The 21,943-nt window shown below is 65.2% G+C and carries 22 protein-coding genes and 1 tRNA gene; 8 read left to right on the top strand and 15 right to left on the bottom strand.

Annotated elements, in window-relative coordinates:
- Position 1 precedes the first annotated feature (1 nt).
- The gene (locus A9J21_RS03150; RefSeq protein WP_066731772.1) at positions 2 to 823 is read left to right on the top strand and encodes an META and DUF4377 domain-containing protein; all 822 of its coding nucleotides are present in this window, start codon (positions 2 to 4) and stop codon (positions 821 to 823) included.
- A gap of 68 nt (positions 824 to 891) precedes the next feature.
- Positions 892 to 2,211: an O-antigen ligase gene (locus A9J21_RS03145; RefSeq protein ID WP_231906794.1), complete on the top strand. Its 1,320-nt coding sequence runs from the start codon at positions 892 to 894 to the stop codon at positions 2,209 to 2,211.
- 32 nt (positions 2,212 to 2,243) lie between these two features.
- On the opposite strand, the gene A9J21_RS03140 is transcribed toward A9J21_RS03145, so the two are convergent.
- The 5 genes from A9J21_RS03140 to A9J21_RS31360 form a co-directional block, all read right to left on the bottom strand.
- A complete protein-coding gene (locus A9J21_RS03140) occupies positions 2,244 to 3,716 on the bottom strand; it encodes a TolC family outer membrane protein (RefSeq protein ID WP_066731763.1) in 1,473 nt (490 codons plus the stop codon).
- Between the two features lie 163 nt (positions 3,717 to 3,879).
- Positions 3,880 to 4,203 carry a rhodanese-like domain-containing protein gene (locus tag A9J21_RS03135; protein ID WP_066731761.1) on the bottom strand — a complete coding sequence of 108 codons (324 nt, stop codon included), beginning with the start codon at positions 4,201 to 4,203 and terminating at the stop codon, positions 3,880 to 3,882.
- A gap of 13 nt (positions 4,204 to 4,216) precedes the next feature.
- Positions 4,217 to 4,870, bottom strand: coding sequence for a protein-L-isoaspartate O-methyltransferase (locus tag A9J21_RS03130; protein WP_066731759.1), 654 nt, complete (start codon positions 4,868 to 4,870; stop codon positions 4,217 to 4,219).
- A 237-nt stretch (positions 4,871 to 5,107) separates the two neighbouring features.
- Entirely contained in the window at positions 5,108 to 5,899 is a 792-nt protein-coding gene (locus A9J21_RS03125; protein ID WP_066731757.1) for a TetR/AcrR family transcriptional regulator, read from the bottom strand.
- A gap of 124 nt (positions 5,900 to 6,023) precedes the next feature.
- Complete coding sequence (locus tag A9J21_RS31360) at positions 6,024 to 6,227, bottom strand: hypothetical protein (protein WP_066731755.1); 204 nt, start codon at positions 6,225 to 6,227, stop codon at positions 6,024 to 6,026.
- Between A9J21_RS31360 and A9J21_RS32195 the strand changes: the two genes are divergently transcribed.
- From A9J21_RS32195 to A9J21_RS03110, 3 genes are all read left to right on the top strand, one after another.
- Positions 6,142 to 6,429: a YkgJ family cysteine cluster protein gene (locus A9J21_RS32195; protein WP_082926213.1), complete on the top strand. Its 288-nt coding sequence runs from the start codon at positions 6,142 to 6,144 to the stop codon at positions 6,427 to 6,429. The genes A9J21_RS31360 and A9J21_RS32195 overlap by 86 nt on opposite strands.
- 26 nt (positions 6,430 to 6,455) lie before the next feature.
- On the top strand, positions 6,456 to 7,022 hold the full coding sequence (locus tag A9J21_RS03115) for a DUF1439 domain-containing protein (RefSeq protein ID WP_066731752.1): 567 nt from the start codon (positions 6,456 to 6,458) through the stop codon (positions 7,020 to 7,022).
- A gap of 79 nt (positions 7,023 to 7,101) precedes the next feature.
- On the top strand, positions 7,102 to 7,983 hold the full coding sequence (locus A9J21_RS03110; RefSeq protein ID WP_066731750.1) for an undecaprenyl-diphosphate phosphatase: 882 nt from the start codon (positions 7,102 to 7,104) through the stop codon (positions 7,981 to 7,983).
- A 58-nt stretch (positions 7,984 to 8,041) separates the two neighbouring features.
- Here the strand turns inward: A9J21_RS03110 and trmB are convergent, their stop codons facing one another.
- Complete coding sequence (trmB, locus tag A9J21_RS03105) at positions 8,042 to 8,824, bottom strand: tRNA (guanosine(46)-N7)-methyltransferase TrmB (protein WP_066731748.1); 783 nt, start codon at positions 8,822 to 8,824, stop codon at positions 8,042 to 8,044.
- Between the two features lie 75 nt (positions 8,825 to 8,899).
- A tRNA-Gly gene (locus tag A9J21_RS03100) sits at positions 8,900 to 8,974 on the bottom strand.
- A gap of 114 nt (positions 8,975 to 9,088) precedes the next feature.
- Here A9J21_RS03100 and A9J21_RS03095 point away from each other — a divergent pair.
- On the top strand, positions 9,089 to 9,478 hold the full coding sequence (locus tag A9J21_RS03095) for a DUF5594 family protein (RefSeq protein ID WP_066731745.1): 390 nt from the start codon (positions 9,089 to 9,091) through the stop codon (positions 9,476 to 9,478).
- A gap of 15 nt (positions 9,479 to 9,493) precedes the next feature.
- Here A9J21_RS03095 and A9J21_RS03090 read toward each other — a convergent pair whose 3' ends face one another.
- Together A9J21_RS03090 and A9J21_RS03085 are read right to left on the bottom strand one after the other, a co-directional pair.
- Positions 9,494 to 10,414 (bottom strand): aldose epimerase, encoded by a 921-nt coding sequence (locus A9J21_RS03090; RefSeq protein WP_066731743.1) that lies wholly within the window; start codon positions 10,412 to 10,414, stop codon positions 9,494 to 9,496.
- Between the two features lie 81 nt (positions 10,415 to 10,495).
- Positions 10,496 to 11,722, bottom strand: a complete 1,227-nt coding sequence (locus A9J21_RS03085) for a polyhydroxyalkanoate depolymerase (RefSeq protein ID WP_066731740.1) — start codon at positions 11,720 to 11,722, stop codon at positions 10,496 to 10,498.
- A gap of 281 nt (positions 11,723 to 12,003) precedes the next feature.
- On the opposite strand from A9J21_RS03085, the gene A9J21_RS03080 reads away from it, so the two are divergent.
- On the top strand, positions 12,004 to 12,660 hold the full coding sequence (locus A9J21_RS03080) for a glutathione S-transferase family protein (RefSeq protein ID WP_066731738.1): 657 nt from the start codon (positions 12,004 to 12,006) through the stop codon (positions 12,658 to 12,660).
- Positions 12,661 to 12,687: 27 nt separating this feature from the next.
- Here A9J21_RS03080 and A9J21_RS03075 read toward each other — a convergent pair whose 3' ends face one another.
- The gene (locus A9J21_RS03075; RefSeq protein ID WP_066731737.1) at positions 12,688 to 14,703 is read right to left on the bottom strand and encodes an acetoacetate--CoA ligase; all 2,016 of its coding nucleotides are present in this window, start codon (positions 14,701 to 14,703) and stop codon (positions 12,688 to 12,690) included.
- Between the two features lie 113 nt (positions 14,704 to 14,816).
- Complete coding sequence (gene ubiD, locus A9J21_RS03070; protein WP_066731736.1) at positions 14,817 to 16,334, bottom strand: 4-hydroxy-3-polyprenylbenzoate decarboxylase; 1,518 nt, start codon at positions 16,332 to 16,334, stop codon at positions 14,817 to 14,819.
- A gap of 646 nt (positions 16,335 to 16,980) precedes the next feature.
- Between ubiD and A9J21_RS03065 the strand changes: the two genes are divergently transcribed.
- Complete coding sequence (locus A9J21_RS03065) at positions 16,981 to 18,060, top strand: lytic transglycosylase domain-containing protein (protein ID WP_066731882.1); 1,080 nt, start codon at positions 16,981 to 16,983, stop codon at positions 18,058 to 18,060.
- Between the two features lie 96 nt (positions 18,061 to 18,156).
- Here the strand turns inward: A9J21_RS03065 and A9J21_RS03060 are convergent, their stop codons facing one another.
- The 4 genes from A9J21_RS03060 to ribBA all read right to left on the bottom strand — a co-directional run bounded on the left by A9J21_RS03060 (position 18,157) and on the right by ribBA (position 21,735).
- A complete protein-coding gene (locus A9J21_RS03060; protein ID WP_066731734.1) occupies positions 18,157 to 19,338 on the bottom strand; it encodes a pyridoxal phosphate-dependent aminotransferase in 1,182 nt (393 codons plus the stop codon).
- Between the two features lie 122 nt (positions 19,339 to 19,460).
- Complete coding sequence (nusB, locus tag A9J21_RS03055; RefSeq protein WP_029051082.1) at positions 19,461 to 19,976, bottom strand: transcription antitermination factor NusB; 516 nt, start codon at positions 19,974 to 19,976, stop codon at positions 19,461 to 19,463.
- The gene (ribH, locus tag A9J21_RS03050; protein WP_066731880.1) at positions 19,969 to 20,478 is read right to left on the bottom strand and encodes a 6,7-dimethyl-8-ribityllumazine synthase; all 510 of its coding nucleotides are present in this window, start codon (positions 20,476 to 20,478) and stop codon (positions 19,969 to 19,971) included. The genes nusB and ribH overlap by 8 nt, the downstream gene beginning before the upstream one ends.
- A 141-nt stretch (positions 20,479 to 20,619) precedes the next feature.
- Entirely contained in the window at positions 20,620 to 21,735 is a 1,116-nt protein-coding gene (ribBA, locus tag A9J21_RS03045) for a bifunctional 3,4-dihydroxy-2-butanone-4-phosphate synthase/GTP cyclohydrolase II (protein WP_066731732.1), read from the bottom strand.
- Positions 21,736 to 21,943 lie beyond the last annotated feature (208 nt).

Raw genomic sequence — 21,943 nt, 5'->3', positions numbered from 1 at the left:
CATGCAAAGCGTTCTGCGTCCCCTTGTCGTGACACTCTTGCTTGGCGCCGCCGCCATCCTGTCGGCCTGCGCCACGGGCCAGCCGCCCGACAATCCGTCGGCCAGCGCCAGCCTCAACGAAACCCGCTCCAGCGGCCCCAGTCGCTGGGAACTGGTGCGCTGGCAGATGCCAGACGGCACGTTGCGTGACATTCCGCATGGCGACAACGGCGAGCCGATCGTCTTCAATTTCAGCGATGGCATTGACTCGTCGCAAGGCACCGTCAATGGCACCAGCGGCTGTAATCGCTTCACCGGAGGCTATGGCAAGACCAATACCGGCATCCGGTTCGACCGTGTCGCCGGCACGCGCATGGCCTGCCCGGGCCCGCGCATGGAAACGGAATCGGCGCTGCTGAAGGCGATGCAGTCGCCGTTCACCACCGTCGGTACGCAGCCATCGGCCGGGGCCATGGGCCGCCAGATCATCTGGAAGACGGCCGACGGCGATCTGCTGCAGTTTGTCGAACGCGAAGGCGTGGGCCGGCGCGGCGACAAGGTGGACCCGGCCACCGGCGGTGTGCCCGGCCGCGAAAAGATCGTCTATATCGATTCGCAACGCGTGGAATGCACCGGCGCTGGCAAGCTGCAGTGCTACCGCTGGCGGGAATCGGCCGATGCGCCGTGGCAGCTCTGGTACGGGCCGATCGAAGGCCTCGATTTCGAGCCGGGCATCACCTACAAGCTGCGCGTGAGGGAATATCAGGTGCCGAATCCCCCGGCTGATGCCTCGGCCATCCGCTGGCAATTGCTTGAGGTGGTTGAGCGGCGTAGGGGGAAGTGAAAGGGCGATCGATTAGAATGGCGGGTTGATTTGGCGCTGGCCGGTGACGCAGGTTGTTGGCAGCGCGAGTGACTCTTTCGCACTTTATGACTATCCGCTCTAGCCGGCTGTCGATGATGGCCGATGCCCTCATCTTTGCGTTTCCGATCCTGATTCTCTGTGTGCCGCGTGGGGCAGGGGTGTTTCTGGCTGGTGTCGGTGTGGTGCTTCTGGGCGGGTGGCGTGGGCTAGGACGCGATTGGCGCCAGCACGCCAATGTGCTGATGCCGCTGACTCTCGCGGTTCTGGCGTTCCTGGCGGTCTACCTAGTGTCGAAGTTTTATCACCACATCCCATGGAATGTGATCGACAATCCGTCCCGTATGCTGCTGGCGGTCCTCACATGCTGGATTATCGTTCGCGCCGCGCCAAATCCTGAGCGGCTATGGACCGGCATTACTCTGGGACTGTTTGGAGCGCTGGTGATAGTGACCTTCCAGACGCTGGTATTGCACATTGATCGGCCGTCGGCCTGGGTGCAGCCTATCGCGTTTGCAAACATGGTGGCAGCACTGGCTCTAGTGGGCTTTGCTAGGCCCGGCAACGGACTCCGTACGCACGTTCAGGCTTGGTTCAACGTCGTTTGTGCGACGCCGATCCTCATGATGAACGGCTCACGTGGCGGCATGGTGGCGATGTTGCTTACGCTGTTTCCCTTGCTTCTGGTCCGGTATCGCGGCTTCAGCCTGCGCATGTTCCTGGCTTCCAGCGCAGCCATCGTCGCCATGGTTGGTGGAGCGTACCTTGTACCTGGTAGTCCGCTCGCCGAGAGGGTGGATAAGGCAGTGATGGAGGTACGCCAGTTTGATCAGGGTAATTCGGAATCGTCAGTTGGCGCACGGTTGCAGATGTGGGAAATCGGTATGCGTTATTTTGCCGAGCATCCGTGGTCGGGCATTGGGGTCGGACAGTTCGCGCTGATTCTAAAGGCGGCCCCGTATTGCTCCCACCGATCGGAGTCGATGGTGTGCGTGCTTGAACACGCACATAACGATGTTGTGGAGGCGGCTTCCACGACGGGTGTACCCGGGTTGTTGACCTTGCTTGGCCTGTTCCTCGTGCCGGCCGCGCTGTTCTGGCGGTTGATTCGTACGTGCCGCGCAGCAGGCAACGTTTGTGGTGAAAGCGTCGGTGCGGCAGGTCTTGCCGTCATCATGGCGTCGTTGCTATCGGGTCTGACGCAGGTGACCCTCGCGCACCAGGCAAATATCGTTTTCTATGCTGGTTTGATGGGCTTGCTGCTGGGCTTGGCCGGTCGAGAGGCCAATGCGGCGGGAACTGTCGTCAGGTCGGACGCCGGTCGTGACGCGGCAGCCTCCACCGCGAGATCGTCATCCTTGTCCACCTGAAGCCACGAGGTGAGTGGCAAAGCGATATCCGCCTAGCTACGCGGTAGCCCGGGCATGTCCCGTCGGGAACCGTTTCCTCGCGCCGGCTTGGCGGCTGGTGCAGACCCCACGTTCATCTTCGCCGGCAACTTGTACATCGCCCCCGGCAGTTGGGTCAGCAGCGTGTTGATCTGCACCACATCGTCTTCGGACAGCGTGCCGGTCGATGCCTTCAGGCGCATGCCGTTCATGATGGCGTCGTAGCGGGCCTTGAACAGGTCACGGCGCGTGGAGAACAGCTGCGCTTCGGCGTTGAGCACGTCGATATTGATCCGCACCCCCACCTCGTAGCCCAGCTGGTTCGATTCCACCGCGCTCTGGGCCGAGCGTTCCGCCGCTTCCAGGGCCTTGACCTGGGCCAATCCGTTGAAAACGCCGGAGTACGTCTGCCGCGCCTGTTGTGCCGCGGTACGGCGGGCGAACTCGAGGTCGCTGGCGGCCTTGTCGGCCAGTGCCAGGGTCTCGCGCACGCGCGACTGGATCTGGCCGCCCGTGAAGATGGGAATATTCAGCTGTACGCCCACCACGCCGGAGTTGTAGCGGCTGCCCACGTTGCTGAGCTGCGTGGCCGTGCCCTGCGCATTGGTGTAGCCGTACGACGCCACGAGGTCCACGGAGGGCAGGTGGCCCGCCTTGGCCTTGTTGGTCTCGCGCTGGGCGGTCTCCAGGTTGTAGCCTGCCAGCCCCACCTGCGGATTGGTCTGCTCGGCCTGCGATGCCCACGCGTTCACATCGGCCGGCTGCGGGCCAGGGATCTGGGCCTCGGGCCGTAGTCCCATGAGGTCGTCCACGGGCTTGCCGGTGATTTGCTGCAGCGTTGCTCGGGTTACCTCCAACGCGCTCTGGGCTGCGATTTCCGTCGACGTCGCCAGGTCATAGCGGGCCTGCGCATCATTGGCATCGGTAATCGTGGCCGTGCCCACCTCGAAATTCCGCTTGGCCTGTTCCAGCTGTTCGCCGATGGCCTTTTTCTGTGCGCCGGCCAGGTAGAGATTGTCTTGCGCGGCCAGTACGTCAAAGTACGCCTGCGACGCCCGCGTAATCAGGTCCAGCTGCGCTTGCTGGAACGTGACTTCGCCCGCCAGCGACGCAAGTTCGCCCTGCTTGTACGTCTCCCACCGGTCCCAGCGGAACAGCGGCTGCGTGAGCTGCAGCGCCCAGGTATTGGCATTGAAGTAGCGCGTGGTGTCCACCGGCGAGCTGTAGTCGGCCATGGTCCGTTGCGCGCCAGCCGTACCGGCGACCTGCGGCAGCAGGCCCGCGCGGCCCTGGGGCAGCTTTTCACGCGTGGCAAGCAGTTGGGAGCGGGCACTGGCGAACTGTGCGTCGTTGGCTTGCGCGTCGCGATACACCTGCAGCAGATCGGCGGCCAGCGCAGAGGGCATGTGCAGCCAGGTGAGCAGGGCGGCCGCCAGCACCAGGGGTTTCCTGGCCGCAGCGGGCACGGCGGAAAGCGCAAAACTCATGACATCTCCAGCTCGGCCAGCGGCACGCGCGGCCAACGATCGATAGGTTGCGACGGGTGGTACTGCCAGGGACGGGGTACTTCGAATGCTGCGAATGCTGCGGGTACGGCTGGGGTGCTGCGCGGTAGTACGGTCCCGGCGGGCTGCCGGGACCGTTTCCGGATCAATACTGCGGGACGGACGGATCGACCTGGGTCGACCAGGCGTGGATGCCGCCGGTCAGGTTCCAGACCTTGGCGTAGCCCTGGCGCTCCAGGAAGCTGGCTACCTGCATGCTGCGTGCACCGTGGTGGCAGATGCAGACAATCTCGGCATCTTCGTCGATGTCGTTCAGACGGGCCGGAATCTGGCCCATCGGGATATGCGTGATGCCGGGCATCGCGGCGGTGCGCACTTCCAGGTCTTCGCGCACATCCAGCAACACCGGCTTGGCGCGGCTGGCATCAGCCAGCCATTGCGCCAGTTCGGGGGCAGTGATTACCTGCATGGCTGGCTCCGGTTCAGAACTTGAAGCGGGACGGCTGCGCGGCGCCTTGCAGCGGCTTGACCAGCGTCTCGAACAGGTTCACCACCTGATACTCGGTCTCGGACACCCGCGTGATGATACGGGCTTCCATCACGGGTGCCTCGCCGATGATGGCGGCGATACGGCCGCCGACCTTCACCTGCGACAGGATCGACTGCGGCAGTTCCGGCAGCGAGCCGGAGATGCAGATCACGTCGTACGGGGCGGCCACGGCCCAGCCCTCGGCGGCATTGCCTTCGGCCACTTCCACATTGGTCACGCCGGCATTGGCCAGGTTCTGGCGGGCCAGTGCCACCAGTTCCGGGCGGATGTCGACGGTCACCACGTGGCGGCCGCGGGCGGCCAGCAGTGCGGCCATGTAGCCCGAACCGGCGCCGATTTCCAGCACGTTCTCGTGCTTGCGCACGTTCAGGTCCTGCAGAAGGCGGGCCTCCACGCGCGGCGGCATCATGTTCTCGCCGCCCGGCAGCGGAATCTCCATGTCGACAAAGGCCAGCGCGGCGTAGGCCTGCGGCACGAACTGCTCACGCTTGACCACGGCCAGCAGGTCCAGGATTTCCTGGTCCAGCACGTCCCATGGGCGGATTTGCTGTTCGATCATGTTGAATCGGGCTTTTTCGAGATCCATCTTGCCTTTCCTTCCAGATGCTTGCGGGGTTGCGCCGCCGGCCGGGTTTGTCCCGCCGTCAACGCTGTTGTTTCGATTGATGCCGGATTTGCCGTGTCCCGCCGGGTGCCAGAGCCGCCGCGTGTCGGGATGTTACGCAAAAGCCCACTATTTTACCCCCGTCAACGGGCCTGGCATGTTTACAAACGGTTAGCGTTGCGTCGTGGCACGCGGGCCGAAGCACGGCGTGGGGTGTCTTCATGTCGGATGGGCCTGTGCGTCGTCCTGGCCGGGCAGCCCTGAGTGCGCGGATTGCGCGGCGGCGCGCTCCGCCATCAGCTCGTCGCGGATCCGTTCCCAGACAAAAGGGCCTTGAGGCACGGGCAGCGGGGTGTCGCGGGCGGCGCCCGTGGTCAGGCCGAACAGCAGCGTATGCAGCAACTGATCCAGGAAAGCGTCGGGGTCGATGACCGGCACGTTCACCTGGCTGAAGGCGCTGCGCCAGAGCATCAGGAATACCAGCGGCGCGCACAGCAGTGTGGTCGCGGGGTTGGCAGGCACCTGGCGAAACTCGCCGCGCGCCACCCCACGAGCCAGCACACGGGCAAACAGTTCGTCGCCAGGCCCCATGACTTCGTCCTGATAGAACTGTGCGATATCCGGAAAATTGCCGGATTCGGCAATGATCAGCTTGGTAAGGCCCGCCACCGGCGTAGCGCCAATCAGGCCCCACCAGCCCAGCAGCAGCTCGCGCAGCAGCTCCGGCGTTGAACCTTCGTAGGTGTCGACGAGATCCGTGCCCTTGGTCAGGGCCGGCACCATGTTCTCTCGGACCACGGTCTTGAACAGCTCTTCCTTGTTCGCGAAATACAGATAGACCGTGCCCTTCGAAACGCCGGCTGCTGCCGCCACGTCTTCCAATCGGGTGGCCGCGTAGCCGCGCTCAACGAATAGTGTCAGCGCGGCAGCCACCAGCTCTTGCGGGCGTGCGGCCTTGCGCCGGCTCCAGCGGCGGGTTTCGGAATCTTTCTTGGGTAGGGCAGGGCTCACGGGACAGGCGCCAGAGCGATTGCATCGGGATGCATCGCGATATTAATAACTTGTCGGTCAGTAATGTAGAGGACCGGAATTGCGGGGTCAAGCGGCGTGCGACGAACGGTAAAAGTGACTCATGTTACTCAAGTTGCGCTTTGTTGCAGGTCTCGCGGATCGGGTCAGGCACAATGCCGACGTGGCGCCGTATTGGCGGCGCCGTCATTGTATTGTCGGCATCCTGCCGCTGAACCTTCACCATGTCGTGCCAGTCTGAACCCACCTGCCGTGCCGGCTGCGGCGCCTGCTGTATCGCGCCTTCCATCACGTCACCCTTGCCGGGCATGCCGAATGGCAAGCCGGCCGGTCAGCGGTGCGCGCAATTGATGGCGGACATGCGTTGCGCGGTGTTCGGACAGCCGGAGCGGCCGGCGTTCTGCGGCGGACTTCGTCCGTCGGCCGAAATGTGCGGGAATTCCCGCGAATCAGCGATGGTCTGGCTGACGCGGCTTGAGCAGGCGACCGCGCCGGCTGCAGTAGTGGCCTGACCAGGCTGTTTGATGGAGAGGCATGCATGATTGCGATGACGCGCCGGCGCTGGCTGGCGGCTGCGGGTGTGACCGCGCTGGCAGCCACGGGCTGGCTCGCGGGCTGCAGCGTATTCCGCAGCGAGTACACATTCTCGCAAAGCCAGCTGCAAGACGCGCTGGCGAGGAAATTCCCGTTCAACAAGCGCTATATGGAGGTGTTCGACATCCAGCTTGCCAATCCGCAGCTGGCGCTCGACTCCACGCGCAATCGTGTGCTCGTCAGCTTCGATGCCACGATCGATAACCGGCTGTTTTTCCGCCAGCCGCTGACCGGGCGCTTTGCACTCGACAGCGCGCTGCGTTACGACCCGCCCAGCCATTCGCTTGTACTGCAGGACCCCGAAGTCAAGCAGTTCGACGTGCAGGGGTTGCCAGGCCAGTTTTCACGCCAGTTGAATGCTTTGGGCGGTATCCTGTCAGAGCAACTGCTGCAGGACTATCCGTTGTACACGTTCAAGCCCGAGCAGCTGCGGTTGGCCGGCACCAGCGTGGAGCCCGGTACAATCACCGTCCTGCCTGACGGTATTAACGTCAAGATTAATCGGCCGTAAATCCAGAGCAACAATAATGCGATGCCTTCGGGCAACGCTGGCGGGCCAGCCGCCATTCGCGCCTACTTTTTGAGTCCATATGGATATTGCACTCGCCCTCAAGGCCGTGATTCTCGGCATCGTAGAAGGACTGACCGAGTTTCTTCCCATTTCCAGCACCGGCCACCTGATCCTTGCCGGGCAACTACTGGACTTCAATGACGAAAAGGGCAAGATCTTCGAGATCGTGATCCAGTTCGGCGCGATCCTGGCAGTCTGCTGGGAATTCCGGCGCCGTATCGGCGCTGCGCTGGGCGGCCTGGTCTCGGATCCGAAGCAGCAGCGCTTTGCGATCAACGTGATCGTTGCCACGGTGCCGGCCATCGTCCTGGCGCTGGTGTTCGGCAAATGGATCAAGGCCCATCTGTTCAACCCGATCACCGTGGCCCTGGCATTCATTGTCGGCGGCGTGGTGATTCTCTGGGCGGAATGGCGCGAAGGGCGCCGCGGTACGGTATCGCACCCGCAGGGCAATGCGCTGCTGGAAGCCGCCAAGGCTGGCGCACCGCGCATCGAATCGATCGACGACCTGACCTGGCGCGATGCCCTGAAGGTGGGCCTTGCCCAGTGTTTCGCCCTGGTGCCCGGCACCTCGCGTTCTGGCGCCACGATCATCGGCGGCATGCTGTTTGGCCTGTCGCGCCAGGTAGCGACCGAATTCTCGTTCTTCCTGGCGATCCCGGTCATTTTCGGCGCCACGGTCTACGAACTGTACAAGGCGCGCGCGGTGTTGTCGGCCGACGACCTGGGCATCTTTGGCATCGGCTTCGTGTTCGCATTCCTGTCGGCGTTCCTGTGCGTACGCTGGCTGCTGCGGTTCGTGGCCACGCACGATTTCAAGCCATTCGCCTGGTATCGGATTGCCTTCGGGATCATCGTGCTGCTGACGGCCTGGACGGGTATGGTGTCCTGGCACGCGTGATTTGCGACGCAAGCGCAAATCTGCGACAGCATGAAAAAGGGGCCTCCGGGCCCCTTTCTTATTTCTTGCGGAATACCACGTCCCAAACCCCATGGCCTAGCCGCACGCCGCGTTTTTCGAACTTGGTCACGGGTCGGTAATCGGGGCGTTCTGCAAATCCGCCGGCAGCCGTCGAGGTATTTTCCAGCGTCAGCTCGCCGCCCAGTACTTCCACCATCTGGTGCGCGTACTCTTCCCAATCCGTGGCGCAATGGAAATAGCCACCCGGCTTCAGGCGGCTGGCCAGCACCTTCACCAGGGGCGGCTGCACCAGGCGGCGCTTGTTATGGCGCTTCTTGTGCCAGGGGTCGGGAAAGAAGATATGCACGCCGTCCAGCGACTGCTCGGTCAGCATATGTGCGATGACTTCCACGGCGTCGTGGTTCATGATCCGCACGTTCTGCAGATCGTTCTCGCCGATCAGCTTCAGCAGTGCGCCTACGCCGGGTTCATGGACCTCGCAGCCCAGGAAGTTGTCCTGGGGACGCAGTTTGGCGATATGCGCGGTCGTTTCGCCCATGCCGAAGCCAATTTCAAGAATCGACGGTGCCTCGCGGCCGAACGTGGCGGCCCAGTCCAGTGGCTCGGCCTGGTAGGGCACGATGAACTTCGGACCGAGATCGTCGATGGCACGCTGCTGGCCGGTGGATGTGCGTCCGGCACGCCTGACGAACGAGCGGATGCGGCGCGGATGCGCGACCTCGTCACCCGGATTGGCAGGGGTGGCGTCTGCAGGTTGTCCGCTGGCGCCGTCGGCGTCGTCGCCCGGCAGCGTGTCGGTGTTCGTGTCTTGGGGAAGCATGGCAACAAAAAACCGCCGGGCGGAGCGCCGGTCATCCATTGACCGGGTGCCAGAGGCGGCTTGTCAGATAAGAAGTGGAGCGGGCGATGGGAATCGAACCCACGTCTTTAGCTTGGGAAGCTAAGGTAATGGCCATTATACGACGCCCGCCATGGCTTACTGGGGGCGGATTGTAGCATGGTTGGCCGGCGGGTTTCGCCCGGTGGCCGCGCCGCCCCAACCCGGCGCACAATACCCGATCCCCCTCACGAGACGCCCCCGCCCGTGCATCCAGTTCCCGCCCAACGCTTCAATTCCGATCTGCTCCCGCGCATTGTCGAGCGCGTGCAGCGTCTGTCCCGCGGCATGTTGCATGCGGATATCCTGCCGGCAGCCGCGCCGGACCAGCCCGCCTGCCTGCGCGTCTGGGCGGCGGCCCGGCCTGATGGCGGCCGCTACGCGCATCCGATCGACATCACGTTATCGTGGGACAGCTTCGAAGTGGACCGCCTGTTTGCATCGGGTGGCGATGTGCGCTTCGACGCGTATCTCGAAGCCTTGCCGGCCAAGCTCGATGCCTGGCAGGAACCCCGGCAGATCGATTTCAACTCGCGCACGCAGGCAGAGCCCGCGGTGCTGATCGGCGGGCTCGATTTCGAGCATCTGGTGCATTGACGGCGATCGACGAGGCTATCGAATGACCAGCCGGCACGTCGCGGTCTCTTCCGTCCCGCCCGGCAGCCATCGCAACCCGTGTCCGTGATGGATGGCGTTCGGCAGGCCGAGCCACGGCTCGACGCAGTAGAAGTCGGAGTCGTCGCGCTCGGTCCAGGTGGTCACGGCATACCAGGGCACTGCGTCTGGGGCATCGAGCGCGATCTCGATCGTGCGGGCGGGCAGTTCCAGTCGCGCAGCGCCAGCATCGCCTGGCGTGGCCTGCAGGACATGGAAGGTGTCCTGCAGCCGCGGATCGTCCACGCGATAGGCGGGTTCGCCCGGCTCGGGCGCGGTCAGGCTGCCATCGGCCTGCTGACGCACGCGCACAGCGGGCGGCATGACGATGCGGCTCTGCCCGCGCGCCTGATGCGGCAGGGCGAAGTAGAAATGATGGCCCGCGTAGCAAGGCATCGGGGGTAGCGCCACTTCCCCGGTATTGCGGACGTGCAGCGAGACGTCGAGCTCGTGGGGCACCAGCCGATACGTCGCCGTGAACACAAACGCGAACGGATAGCCCGGCCGGGTCAGGTCCGACGATGTCAGCGACAGGCTGACGGTATCCTCCGACAGTTCCGAGACGGCAAACGGCAGGTCGCGTGCAAAACCATGCTGGGGCAGGTCGTGGACCTCGCCAGCGCCGTCGCGCCAGCGGCCAGCTTCGCCTTCGACGAAATGCCGGCCGATAAACGGAAACAGCAGCGGATTGCCGCCACGCACCTTCGCGACGCGGGTCCAGTCCGCGTCGTCGGGCCAGTAGAGGATGTCGTGTCCGCGATGCACCCAGCGTACGAGCCGCCCGCCGTGCGCGGGGGCCAGCAGCAGGTAGTGGTCGTCATGGCCGACCCGGAGCAGGTCCTGGCCCTGGAAGCGCTGTGTCGTGGTCATCGTCGGCATCCGTGGCGTGTCGAAAACCGCAAGCGTAGCGCAAGTGCGGCGCCGGCTTGGTGCGGCCGGCCTCCCACACGCTCGCGGCGCCTACCGCCGGATGTCGTCGCTCATGTAGATGGTTTCGCGCACCAGCGGGTAGATCTGCGCCTCCCAGTGCCTGCCGTTGAATACGCCGTAGTGGCCGACCCCGGTCTGGATGTGATGCATGCGCAGGTAGGGGCGCAGGCTCGAACACAGGTCCTGCGCGGCCATGGTTTGCCCGATGGCGCAGATATCGTCGCGCTCGCCTTCTATGGTCAGCAGCGCCGTGCGGCGGATGGCGCGCGTCGACACCCGTCGTCCGCCCACGTCCAGCAGGCCCTGCGCCAGCAGAAAGCGCTGGAATATCAGGCTGACCGTTTCCAGGTAGAACTCGGCCGTCAGGTCCATCGTGGCGAAGTACTCGGTGTAGAACGCCTGGATGGCATCGGCCTTGGCGTGTTCGCCACGGGCGCGCAGTTCGTACAGGTCGCGCAGCGCCTGCTCGTGCCGCTCGCGGTTCATGCTCATGAAGGCAATCAGTTGCACGAAGCCCGGATACACGCGCCGCATGGCGCCGGCAAACCGCCAGGGCACATTGCCGATCAGCGTGCTCTCGAACCATTCGATGGGGCGGCTGGTGGCCAGCGCGTTGACGCGCGTCGGATTCACGCGGGCGTCGATCGGGCCGGCCATCAGCGTCAGGCTGGGCGGCTGCATCGCGTCGCCGTCCTCGGCCATCAGCGCGGCGGCAGCCAGCGCGGCCACGGTGGGCTGGCATACGGCCACCAGGTGCGTGTTGCCGCCCAGTGCGTGCAGGAAGGCGATCAGGTGCTGCACGAATTCGTCGAAGCCGAAGCGGCCGCACGCCAGCGGCACATCGCGCGGGTTGTGCCAGTCGGTAATGTAGACGTCATGGTCGCGGAGCATGGTTTCCACCGTGCCGCGCAACAGCGTGGCGAAGTGGCCGGACATTGGCGCCACCAGCAGCACACGCGGCTGCTGCGGCACGCCCTCGCGGCGAAAGCGCAGCAGCGTGCAGAACGGCGTACGCGTCACCACTTCCTCGACAACCGGCACGTCCTGCCCACGGATGCGCACGCTGTCGATGCCGAAGGGCGGCCGGTAGTGGGTGAGCCGGGCCAGCGCCAACACTTCACATGCCGCGCGCAGGGTGCGCAGCGGCTCGGATTGGTCGCCGCGGCGCCATGCGCCGAGCAGCGTGGCCGTGATGTCGGCCAGCGAGCACGCCGGCTGCATCAAGTCTGCATATGTCTGGTAGGCCTGGTAGAGCATGGCTCGATCTCCCGCTTGCAACGCTCGGCGCCGCAATTAATGTGCCATCGCCCTCGATGTTGGCACGCAGGTTGCGGATCGGGAATCGGTTCCGTGCGCCGGAACACACGCGGTGCACCGGGTGGCGTTGCCATCGCGCGGCTCCGGCGCGCGATGTGGCAGGCGCTTCGGGCTGGTGCCAACCATGCAGCAGGCGCACCGCCCGGGTGCGTACTGGCGAAACGCGTCCGGGCCGCCGATACTGCAAGCGGACGTTACGCCCCGGGGGCGGAGGAGGCAAGATGGCCAAGACAACCCTGACCATCAGCAGCAAGACTTATTCATCGTGGTCGCTACGCGGCTGGCTGCTCGCGCGCTTTGCGGGGCTGGAATTCGAGGAGGTGCTGGTGCCGCCCGACGATCCCGCCGTGCGCGCCGAAATCCTGCTGCTCTCGCCGTCGATCCTGGTGCCCTGCCTGCGCCACCAGGGCGTGACCGTGTGGGACACGCTGGCGATTGCCGAATACCTCAACGAGATCAAGCCGAAGGCCCGGCTGCTGCCCGACGAACTGGTTGCGCGGGCCCATTGCCGCGCCATCTGCGGCGAGATGCACTCCGGCTTTGCCGCGATGCGCGCGGCGCTGCCGATGAACCTCAAGGGCCATTTCCCGGGCCTCAAGGTGTGGTCGCGTGCGCAGGCCGACATCGACCGCATCACCACGATCTGGACCGAATGCCTGACGCGCTACGGCGGCCCCTACCTGTTCGGCAAGCATCGCACCGTGGCCGATGCGATGTATGCGCCGGTGGTCACCCGCTTCGTCACCTATGGCGTGCAGCTGGAGGCGCCGCTGGTGGAGTTCTGCAAGACCATCCTGGCGATGCCGGAAATGCAGGAGTGGATTGGCGCGGCGCGCGAGGAGCCCGACGAGATCAGCGAACTCGACGTGGAGTTCTGACGCCGGGCCGCCTGCCAGCCGCGCCGCTCAGGCCACGCGCGGCTGGCGCGCCAGATAGTCGGCTGCATAGGCGAAGTACCACGCCAGACAGTCCGGATTGGCCATTGCGTCCGGATTGGCGATCCGGTCCGGCGCATGGCCCAGCAGCAGCTTCTTGATGGGGACTTCCATCTTCTTGCCCGACAGCGTGCGCGGCACGCCGGGCACCTGCACGATCTCGTTCGGCACGTGCCGGGAAGACAGCGCCACGCGGATGCGGGCACGCATGGCGTCGCACAGGGCATCGTCCAGCGCCATGCCGTCGCGCAGCACCACGAACAGCGGCATATACGATTCGCGCCCCAGGTATTCGAGGTCGACCACCATGCTGTCGAGCACTTCGGGCAACTCCTCCACCACGCGATACAGCTCGCTGGTGCCCATGCGGATGCCGTGGCGGTTGATCGTGGCGTCGGAGCGCCCGTAGATGATGGCGCCGCCGCGTGGCGTGATGCGGATCCAGTCGCCATGACGCCAGGCGTTCGGGTACACGTCGAAGTAGCTGTCGCGATAGCGCTTGCCATCGGCATCGCCCCACAGGAACAGCGGCATCGACGGCATCGGCTCGGTGCAGACCAGTTCGCCCACCTCGTCGATCAGCGCGTGGCCGTGCTCGTCGAACGCTTCCACCTTGGCGCCCAGGCACCGGCATTGCATCTCGCCGGCGTGTACCGGCAGCACCGGGCAGCCCGCCACGAACGATCCCGCAAAATCGGTGCCGCCCGACATCGGCGCCAGCCAGACGTCCTCGCGGACATGGGCATAGATCCAGGCATAGGCATCTTCCGACAGCGGCGAGCCGGTGGAGCCGATGCCGCGCAGACGCGACACATCGGCAATCTGCGTCGGCTCCACGCCCGCCTTCATGCAGTTGGTGAAGAACGCGGCGCCGGCGCCGAACATCGTCACGCGGGCCTCGTCAACGAAACGCCAGAGCACGCCGGCATCGGGCCACGCCGGATTGCCGTCGTACAGCGCGATGGTCGTGCCCAGCAGCAGGCCGGCCACCTGTGCGTTCCACATGATCCAGCCGCTGCTGCTGTACCAGTGAAATACGTCGTCGGCGCCCAGGTTGTTGTGGAAGGCCATCAGCTTGAGCTGCTCGATCACGATGCCGCCTTGGCCGTGCACGATTGGCTTTGGCATGCCCGTGGTGCCCGACGAGTAGACGATCCACAGCGGATGGTCGAACGGCACCGGATCCACCTGCAGCGGTACGTCGTGCGCGAGCACATCGGCCCATGCGTGGCGGCGCAGATGAGTGTTGGCGCCGCCGATGGCCGCGTCGATATCGCTGCCCAGCGTCGGCACGATCACGATATCGGTCAGCGAGGGCAGGGCGGCCACCAGATCGGCGATGACGGGTGCGCGGTCGTACGCCTTGCCGCCATAACGGTAGCCGTCCGCCGCGATCAGCGCCTTCGGCTCGATCTGCCGGAAGCGGTCGATCACGGCCACCTGGCCCATGTCCGGCGCGCAGCCCGACCAGATGGCGCCGATGCTGGCGGTGGCCAGAAAGGCCACGACGGTTGCCGGGATGTTCGGCAGGTAGCCCGCCACGCGGTCGCCACGCGTCACGCCCATCTGGCGCAGCGCGTGCGCCAGCGAGGCCACCTGGGCCTCAAGCGTATCCCAGCTGATGTCGGCCAGCGGCTGCGCCTCGCCGGCATGGCGGATGGCCGTGCGTGCGCGGGCCGGGCCTGTGCCGGCGTGGCGGAATACCTGCTGGACGTAGTTGAGCGTGGCGCCTTCGAACCAGCGTGCACCGGGCATGGCGCGGCGGGCCAGGACGGCGCTGGCCGGCGTGTCGAAGCGCACGTCGAAATAGTCGACGATGGCTTGCCAGAATGCCTCGATATCGGTGACCGACCACTGCCACAGACTGGCGTAGTCGCGGAAATCCAGCGCACGCTCGCGGCGCAGCCAGTGCATGAAGGCGGCCAGCTGGCTGCCGTCGGCGAACGCCTGCGTGGGCGTCCACATCAGCTTCCCTGCAAGAGTCATTTGTCTCCTCCGCGGCCCGTCTGACGCAGGCCCCTAGAGTGATGGGTGGTCCGCAAATGATAGCGGACCACCGCCCCGCCCGTGCGGGGGCTACCTGGGTGGCAACTTGCCGGCTACTTGCCGGATTCGAACAGCGTGCCCCAGATTTCGTCGACGCGCGTCTTCACGGCCGGGTCCATCTTGATCGGCGTGCCCCACTCGCGCGTGGTTTCGCCGGGCCACTTGTCGGTGGCATCGATGCCCATCTTCGAGCCCAGGCCCGAGACGGGCGAGGCGAAGTCGAGGTAGTCGATCGGGGTGTTGTCGACCATCACCGTGTCGCGGCTAGGGTCCACGCGCGTGGTGATGGCCCAGATCACTTCCTTCCAGTCGCGCGCGTCGATGTCGTCATCCACCACGATGATGAACTTGGTGTACATGAACTGGCGCAGGAAGCTCCACACGCCGAACATCACGCGCTTGGCATGGCCGGCGTACTGCTTCTTCATGCGCACCACCGCCATGCGGTAGCTGCAGCCTTCGGGCGGCAGGTAGAAGTCGGTGATCTCCGGAAACTGCTTCTGCAGCAGCGGCACGAACACTTCGTTGAGGGCCACGCCCAGCACGGCCGGCTCATCGGGCGGCTTGCCGGTGTAGGTGGAGTGGTAGATCGGGTCGCGCCGCATGGTGATGCGGTCGATGGTGAATACCGGGAACCAGTCCTGCTCGTTGTAGTAGCCGGTGTGGTCGCCGTACGGCCCCTCCAGTGCGTGCTGATACCCGGACGGATGGTTCGGGTCGGGCTGGATATGGCCCTCGAGCACGAATTCGGCCGATGCCGGCACCGACAGCTCGGACAACGTCGGCGTGATGCAATTTGCCAGCGCGGTACGGCTGCCGCGCAGCAGGCCGGCAAACTGGTACTCGGACAGCGTATCGGGCACCGGCGTGACCGCGCCCAGGATCGTGGCCGGGTCGGCCCCCAGCGCCACGGCGATCGGGAACGGCTTGCCGGGGTTGGCCAACGCGTGCTCGCGGAAATCGAGCGCGCCGCCGCGATGCGCCAGCCAGCGCATGATCACCTGGTTGCGGCTGATGACCTGCTGGCGATAGATACCCAGGTTCTGGCGCTTCTTGTGCGGGCCCTTGGTCACGACCAGGCCCCATGTAATCAGCGGTGCGGCGTCGCCGGGCCAGCAGGTCTGGATCGGCAGCCGCGCCAGGTCGACGTCGTTGCCTTCCCAGACGATTTCCTGGCAGGCGGGGCTGCTGACGCGCTTGGGGGCCATGTCCCATACCGACTTGGCCAGCGTGAACAGCTTGCCGGCTTCGCGCAGGCCGCGCGGTGGCTCGGGCTCCTTGAGCGCCGACAGCACGCGGCCGATATCGCGCAAATCTTCCAGTGTCGACGCGCCCATGCCAAGCGCTACTCTTTGTGGCGTCCCGAACAGATTTGCCAGGACCGGCACTTTATAGATATCACCATCGTCGCGGCGCGGCTGTTCGAACAGGACGGCCGGGCCTTCCGCACGCAACAGACGGTCGCAGACCTCGGTCATTTCCAGGTTCGGCGATACCGGTGCGGCAACGCGCTTGAGGTCATCGCGCTGTTCGAGCTGACCGATGAAATCGCGCAAATCTTTGTATTGCATAGTGAATTTGGTTCGGAGATGTGGCGTCGCGCCATCCCATGGCACGCTGCAGCGATGTGTGTGACGATACACACGCCACCTCAAAGGCGCAAAAAAAACGTGCCGGCGGACGCAGCGAAATTGTAAGTAATTGATGACGATAGTCATTTGTTCAGACAATTGCCAGCCTAGGCGTGGCCTGCGATCGGAGGGCAGTGGTCAGCCCGGGAGTGTCTAAAAAGGCCCTGTTACATATTTCTAAAAGTAGGGATTTTTGTCTTTCTTATGCTTGACGGGTTATAAAAGCGTTCCTACAATCCGGTCTGCTCTAAGGAGAGTTGCGCTGCAACATAGCTTTCGCCCTCGTGTCAAGAGGGCGGTGGCGAAAAAAGCAACGTCGACATTTCCGAATCGACTGTCCATCAAGCGGCCCCAGGGAGGAGCCCGGTGCGCAGTCCTCTGGCGGGATGCCGGAGTCGATGAGTGATCTTAGTGGCAGGGTGCGGCTCCCCAAGCGGTACCCTGTTTCTCGTTGGGCGCATGGGGAGCGCCCGCCAACAGATGCTGGACACCCCTGCTAGGTGGCGCAGCATCCTTACTTGAATACGTTGAGATCGGGCACGCGCAGTTGTCAGGCGCGCGCAGCGGGCGACGGATGGAGGTAAGCATGAGCGGTTGGAAAACCCTTCATCTTCCCGGCATCGGGCGGGCATTGCAGGTCCGCCTCAGACAGCCGGTACCCGGTGTGAGCCGTGCACTGCAAGTGCGACTGGCCCATCCGGTGGCAGGTCGCGCGTTGCTGCGCGGCGGCCGCACAACCTTGAAGTACACCCTGAACAGTCTCGGGGTGCTGTCGGTGGCCGCAGCGGTCACCCTCACTGTCAGCCAGCAATGGCGGACGTCGCTCGCCGGGGCACTGGCGGGCAATGAAGCGCCTGCCGTGCTGGTGGACGCCGCCGTGGCGAATGCCGAAGCGGCAAATACGGTGCACACCGTGGCAAGCACCTCGGTGCCGGCCATGTCGGCTGACGCCGCCGCTGCAAGGCTGCTGGCCGCAGTGCCGGCAACGGCCAAGGGCCTGCCGACCGTGTCGGGCGTCGATGAATGGAGCCAGACCCCTGCGGGCAAGGTCCCGTCGGTGGCGCACCTGGCTGCCCAGATTCCGGTCCAGCGAGTGGCGCTGGACGCGCGCAATACGAGCGCGCTGGGATCGGCACGCGAACAGGCCGCCGTGGCGGAGTACATCGCACGCAAGTACCGCGTGGCCAGCCAGGCGACCGCCCAGCTGGTCAAGGCTGCCTACATGACTGGGCGCGAGGTCGGCATCGATCCGCTGCTGATCCTGGGCGTGATCGCCATCGAGTCCAGCTTCAATCCGTACGCCGAAAGCGGCGTCGGGGCGCAGGGCCTGATGCAGGTGATGACCAAGGTCCACCAGGACAAGTACGAGGCCGTGGGCGGCGTGACCGCCGCGCTGAATCCGTACGCCAACATCAAGATCGGTGCGCTGGTGCTGAAGGACTGCATCGCCCGCGCCGGTTCGATCGAGGGCGGCCTGAAGTACTACGTGGGTGCCACGACCAACACCGACGGCGGCTATGGCGCCAAGGTGCTGGCCGAACGGGCGCGTCTGCGCGCGCTGCTGGGCCTGCCGGCCACGGCAGCCGGCGATGCCAAGACGCAGGCCGAACATCACCAGAACGGCGAAAAGCTGGAAGCCTCCGGCAATACCGCGCAGGCGGCCTGACCCTCCGGTCGATTCGATCCTGCAAGAAGAAAGGCACCCCTCGGGGTGCCTTTCTGTTTTTCCGGCGCGACTCCGTGCCCGCTGCCCGGACAAGACCTAGCGCAGGAAATGATGCATGCGGTCCATCGCTTCCTCGATATTGGCCATCGACGTCGCATACGAGATCCGGATGTAGTCGCGCGCCGTATGCGGGCCGAAGTCCGTGCCCGGCACCATCACCACGCCGGCATCGTGAAGGATGGCTTGGGTGAGCTTGTCGGCGTCGCCCGCGGCCGGGTGGTTCACATGGCGGCAGTCGGCGTAGACATAGAACGCGCCGTCGGGCTTCACCGGCACGCGCAGCCCCAGCGCTTCCAGCGCTGGCAGGATCGCGTCGCGGCGCCGATGGAATTCGGCCTTGCGCGCGTCGTAGATGGCCATGGCCTCGGGCGAGAAGCAGGCCACGGCCGCGTGCTGGGCCACGGCCGATGCGCAGATGAACAGGTTTTGCGCCACCTTCTCGAACGCCGGCACCAGCGCATCGGGCACCACCAGCCAGCCAAGCCGCCAGCCGGTCATGTTGAAGTACTTCGAGAAGCTGTTGACGGTGATCACATTGTCGTCGAGCGCCAGCGCCGAGACCGGCGGGGCGTCGTACGACAGGCCCTGGTAGATCTCGTCGAGAATGGCGAAACCGCGGCGCGCGCGCACTTCTGCCAGGATGGCCTTGAGCTCGTCAGGCAGGATCGACGTGCCGGTCGGGTTCGATGGCGACGCCAGCAGCACGCCGCGCGTCTTGTCGCCCCAATGGGCTGCCACCTGGGCGGCCGTCAGCTGGAAGCGCTCTGCCGGGCCGCTCGGGATCATCTTCGCCTGGCCGTCGAATGCCGCCACGAAATGGCGGTTGCACGGGTAGCTCGGGTCCGGCATCAGCACTTCGGCGCCGATTTCCACCAGTACCGCGCAGGCCAGCAGCAGCGCGCCCGAGGCACCGGCCGTGACGATCACGCGCCGCTCGGGGATATCCAGCCCGTAGGCGGTCTTGTAGTAGCCGGCAATGGCCTCGCGCAGCGCGTGGATGCCCAGGGCGCCGGTGTACTGCGTCACGCCGCGCCGCATCGCGGCCTCGGCCGCGTGGATGACGGGCGCGGCGGCCGTGAAATCGGGCTCGCCAATGCCCATGTGGATGATGTGCCGGCCGGCACGTTCAAGCTCGGCGGCCTGCTTGGCCAGTTCCATCACGTGGAAGGCCTCGATGTTGGCAAGTCGGGAAGCGGTGGCGATACGCTGGTAGTCCATGGCGATAGGGACGAAAACACAGGGTTGAAACAAAAACACCCGCCGGAGCGGGTGTCATGCCGGTGACTGGCATCATGGGATGCCGGACGCCGGATTGCAACATCCAGTCAGTGGATGCGTGTCTAGCGGCGTGCTGCCACCTCGGGTGCGCGCACCTGGGCGGCCAGCTTGTCGAGCACGCCATTCACGTACTTGTAGCCTTCCACGCCGCCGAAGGTCTTGGTCAGTTCCACGGCTTCGTTGATCACGACCTTGTACGGGATGTCCAGGCAGTGCACCAGCTCGTAGCTACCCACCAGCAGGGCGGCGCGTTCCACCGGCGACAGTTCGTCGACGGTACGGTCCAGAAACGGCTCGAAGGCAGCCGTCAGGCGCGCTTCCTCGCGTACGGCCCCGCCCAGCAGCGCGTCGAAATGCTCGCGATCGGCCTTGTTGAAGCCTTGCGCGTCATGCAGGTGGGCCTGAATTGCACCAATATCATTGCGATTCAGCAGCCATTGATACAGGCCTTGCAGGGCCAGTTCCCGGGACCGGCGGCGCGCGCTCTTGGGCGGTGCCTTGGGTTCGGTGCGCGCCTTGGCGCCGGCCGGCTTGCCGGCGGCGTCTTGCGCGTCGCCGTTGTCGGGGGCATTACTCATCATCTTCCTCGTCATCTTCATCGCGGCCGTCGTCCTCGCGCAGGGAGTCCAGCGCCACGACCAGGTTGGCCATTTCCACGGCGGTGCGGGCGCAGTCACGGCCCTTTTCGCGCGTGCGGGCATGGGCCTGCGCGTCGGTGTCGACGGTCAGGATGCCATTGGCAATGGGCACGTTGAAATCCAGGCCCACGCGCGTGATACCGGCGCCCGATTCGTTCGAGACCAGCTCGAAGTGATAGGTCTCGCCGCGCACCACGGCGCCCAGCGCGATCAGTGCGTCGAACTGGCCGCTTTCGGCCATCTTCTGCAGGGCCAGCGGCACTTCGAGCGCGCCAGGCACGGTCACCAGCAGCGTGTCTTCACCCTCGACACCGAGCTTTTCCAGTTCTGCCGTGCAGGCTTCGCGCAGCTCGTCGCAGACAGGCTCGTTGAAACGGGCTTGCACAATACCGATGCGCAGGCCTTCACCGTCGAGGTTGCTCTCGTAGAAGCCATGATCCATTGTCAGTTCTCCATTCATTCGGTCAGGCATCGGCAGGAATACCGGTGCCGCGTGATTCCGTACCGCGGGCGGGTGCTTCGTTCAATCGCGTTCAATCGCCTTCAATCGCCTTCAATCGCGTTCAATCGCCTTCAATCGCGTTCAATCGCAATTCGGCTCGCCATCCATGGGCTGGCAGCCGACGATTTCCAGATCGTAACCGGTCATGCTCGGCATCTTGCGCGGCGAGCCCAGCACGCGCATCTTGCCCACCCCGATATCGCGCAGGATCTGGGCGCCCACACCGTACGTGCGCAGGTCAGGCTTGCGGCGTGGGCGGTTGTGCGGGGCGTCCAGCGCGGCAAACTGTTCGAACAGCTGCTCGGGCGCATCGCCGCAGTTCAGCAGCACCATCACGCCCTGGTCGGCGCCGTGCAGCGTTTCCAGGGCCGCCGGCAGGCTCCACGAGTGCGTGGTGCGGCCGGCTTCCAGCAGGTCCAGCACCGACAGCGGCTCGTGCACGCGCACCAGGGTTGCCGTATCCGGATGCGGCTGGCCCTTGACCAGCGCCAGATGGGCGCGGCCCGACGGCTTGTCGCGGTACATCACGCTGCGGAACTTGCCCCACGGCGTCTGCATGTCGCGCTCGCCCGTGCGTTCGATAATGCTCTCGGTACGGCTGCGGTAATGAATCAGGTCGGCGATCGTGCCGATCTTCAGGTCGTGTTCGCGTGCGAATTCGATCAGGTCGGGCAGGCGCGCCATCGTGCCATCGTCCTTCATGATCTCGCAGATCACCGCCGCCGGGGTCAGGCCGGCCAGTGCGCCCAGGTCGCAGCCGGCTTCGGTATGGCCGGCGCGGATCAGCACGCCGCCCGGCTGGGCCGTCAGCGGGAAGATATGACCTGGCTGTACCAGATCGGCGGCCTTGGCGTCGCGGGCCACGGCGGCTTGCACCGTGCGCGAGCGGTCGGCGGCCGAGATGCCGGTGGTCACGCCCTCGGCGGCCTCGATCGATACGGTGAAGTTCGTGCCATGCACGGTGCCGTTGCGCGACACCATCGGATACAGCTCCAGCTGGCGGCAGCGCTCGGCGGTCAGCGTCAGGCAGATCAGGCCGCGGCCATACTTCGCCATGAAGTTGATGGCTTCGGGCGTCACGAAGTCGGCCGCCAGGACCAGATCCCCCTCGTTCTCGCGGTCTTCCTCGTCAACGAGGATGACCATGCGGCCGGCGCGAATGTCGGCAATGATGTCTTCAGTACGGGCGATAGTCATGGCTTGGGACGGCGTTCAATGAGGGGCGGGTGCGGATGCGAGCAATCGGACAAGCAATCAGGCGGGCAGGGCCGGCGCGGATGCCGCGAGACCGGCGAAATCAAGGCCGCTATTGTACGCCATGCCGTTCGACGATGCCCCGGCTTCAGGGGCGGCCCCGGCCTCCCGCAGCAGGGTCCGGGTTGGTCCGGGTTGCGGGAATGTGAGC

The sequence above is a fragment of the Cupriavidus sp. D384 genome, assembly GCF_001652915.1.
In the GTDB taxonomy this organism is placed as follows: domain Bacteria; phylum Pseudomonadota; class Gammaproteobacteria; order Burkholderiales; family Burkholderiaceae; genus Cupriavidus.
Note: the sequence above shows the minus strand (reverse complement) of the source record. Positions and strands in the feature narration are given on the sequence as shown.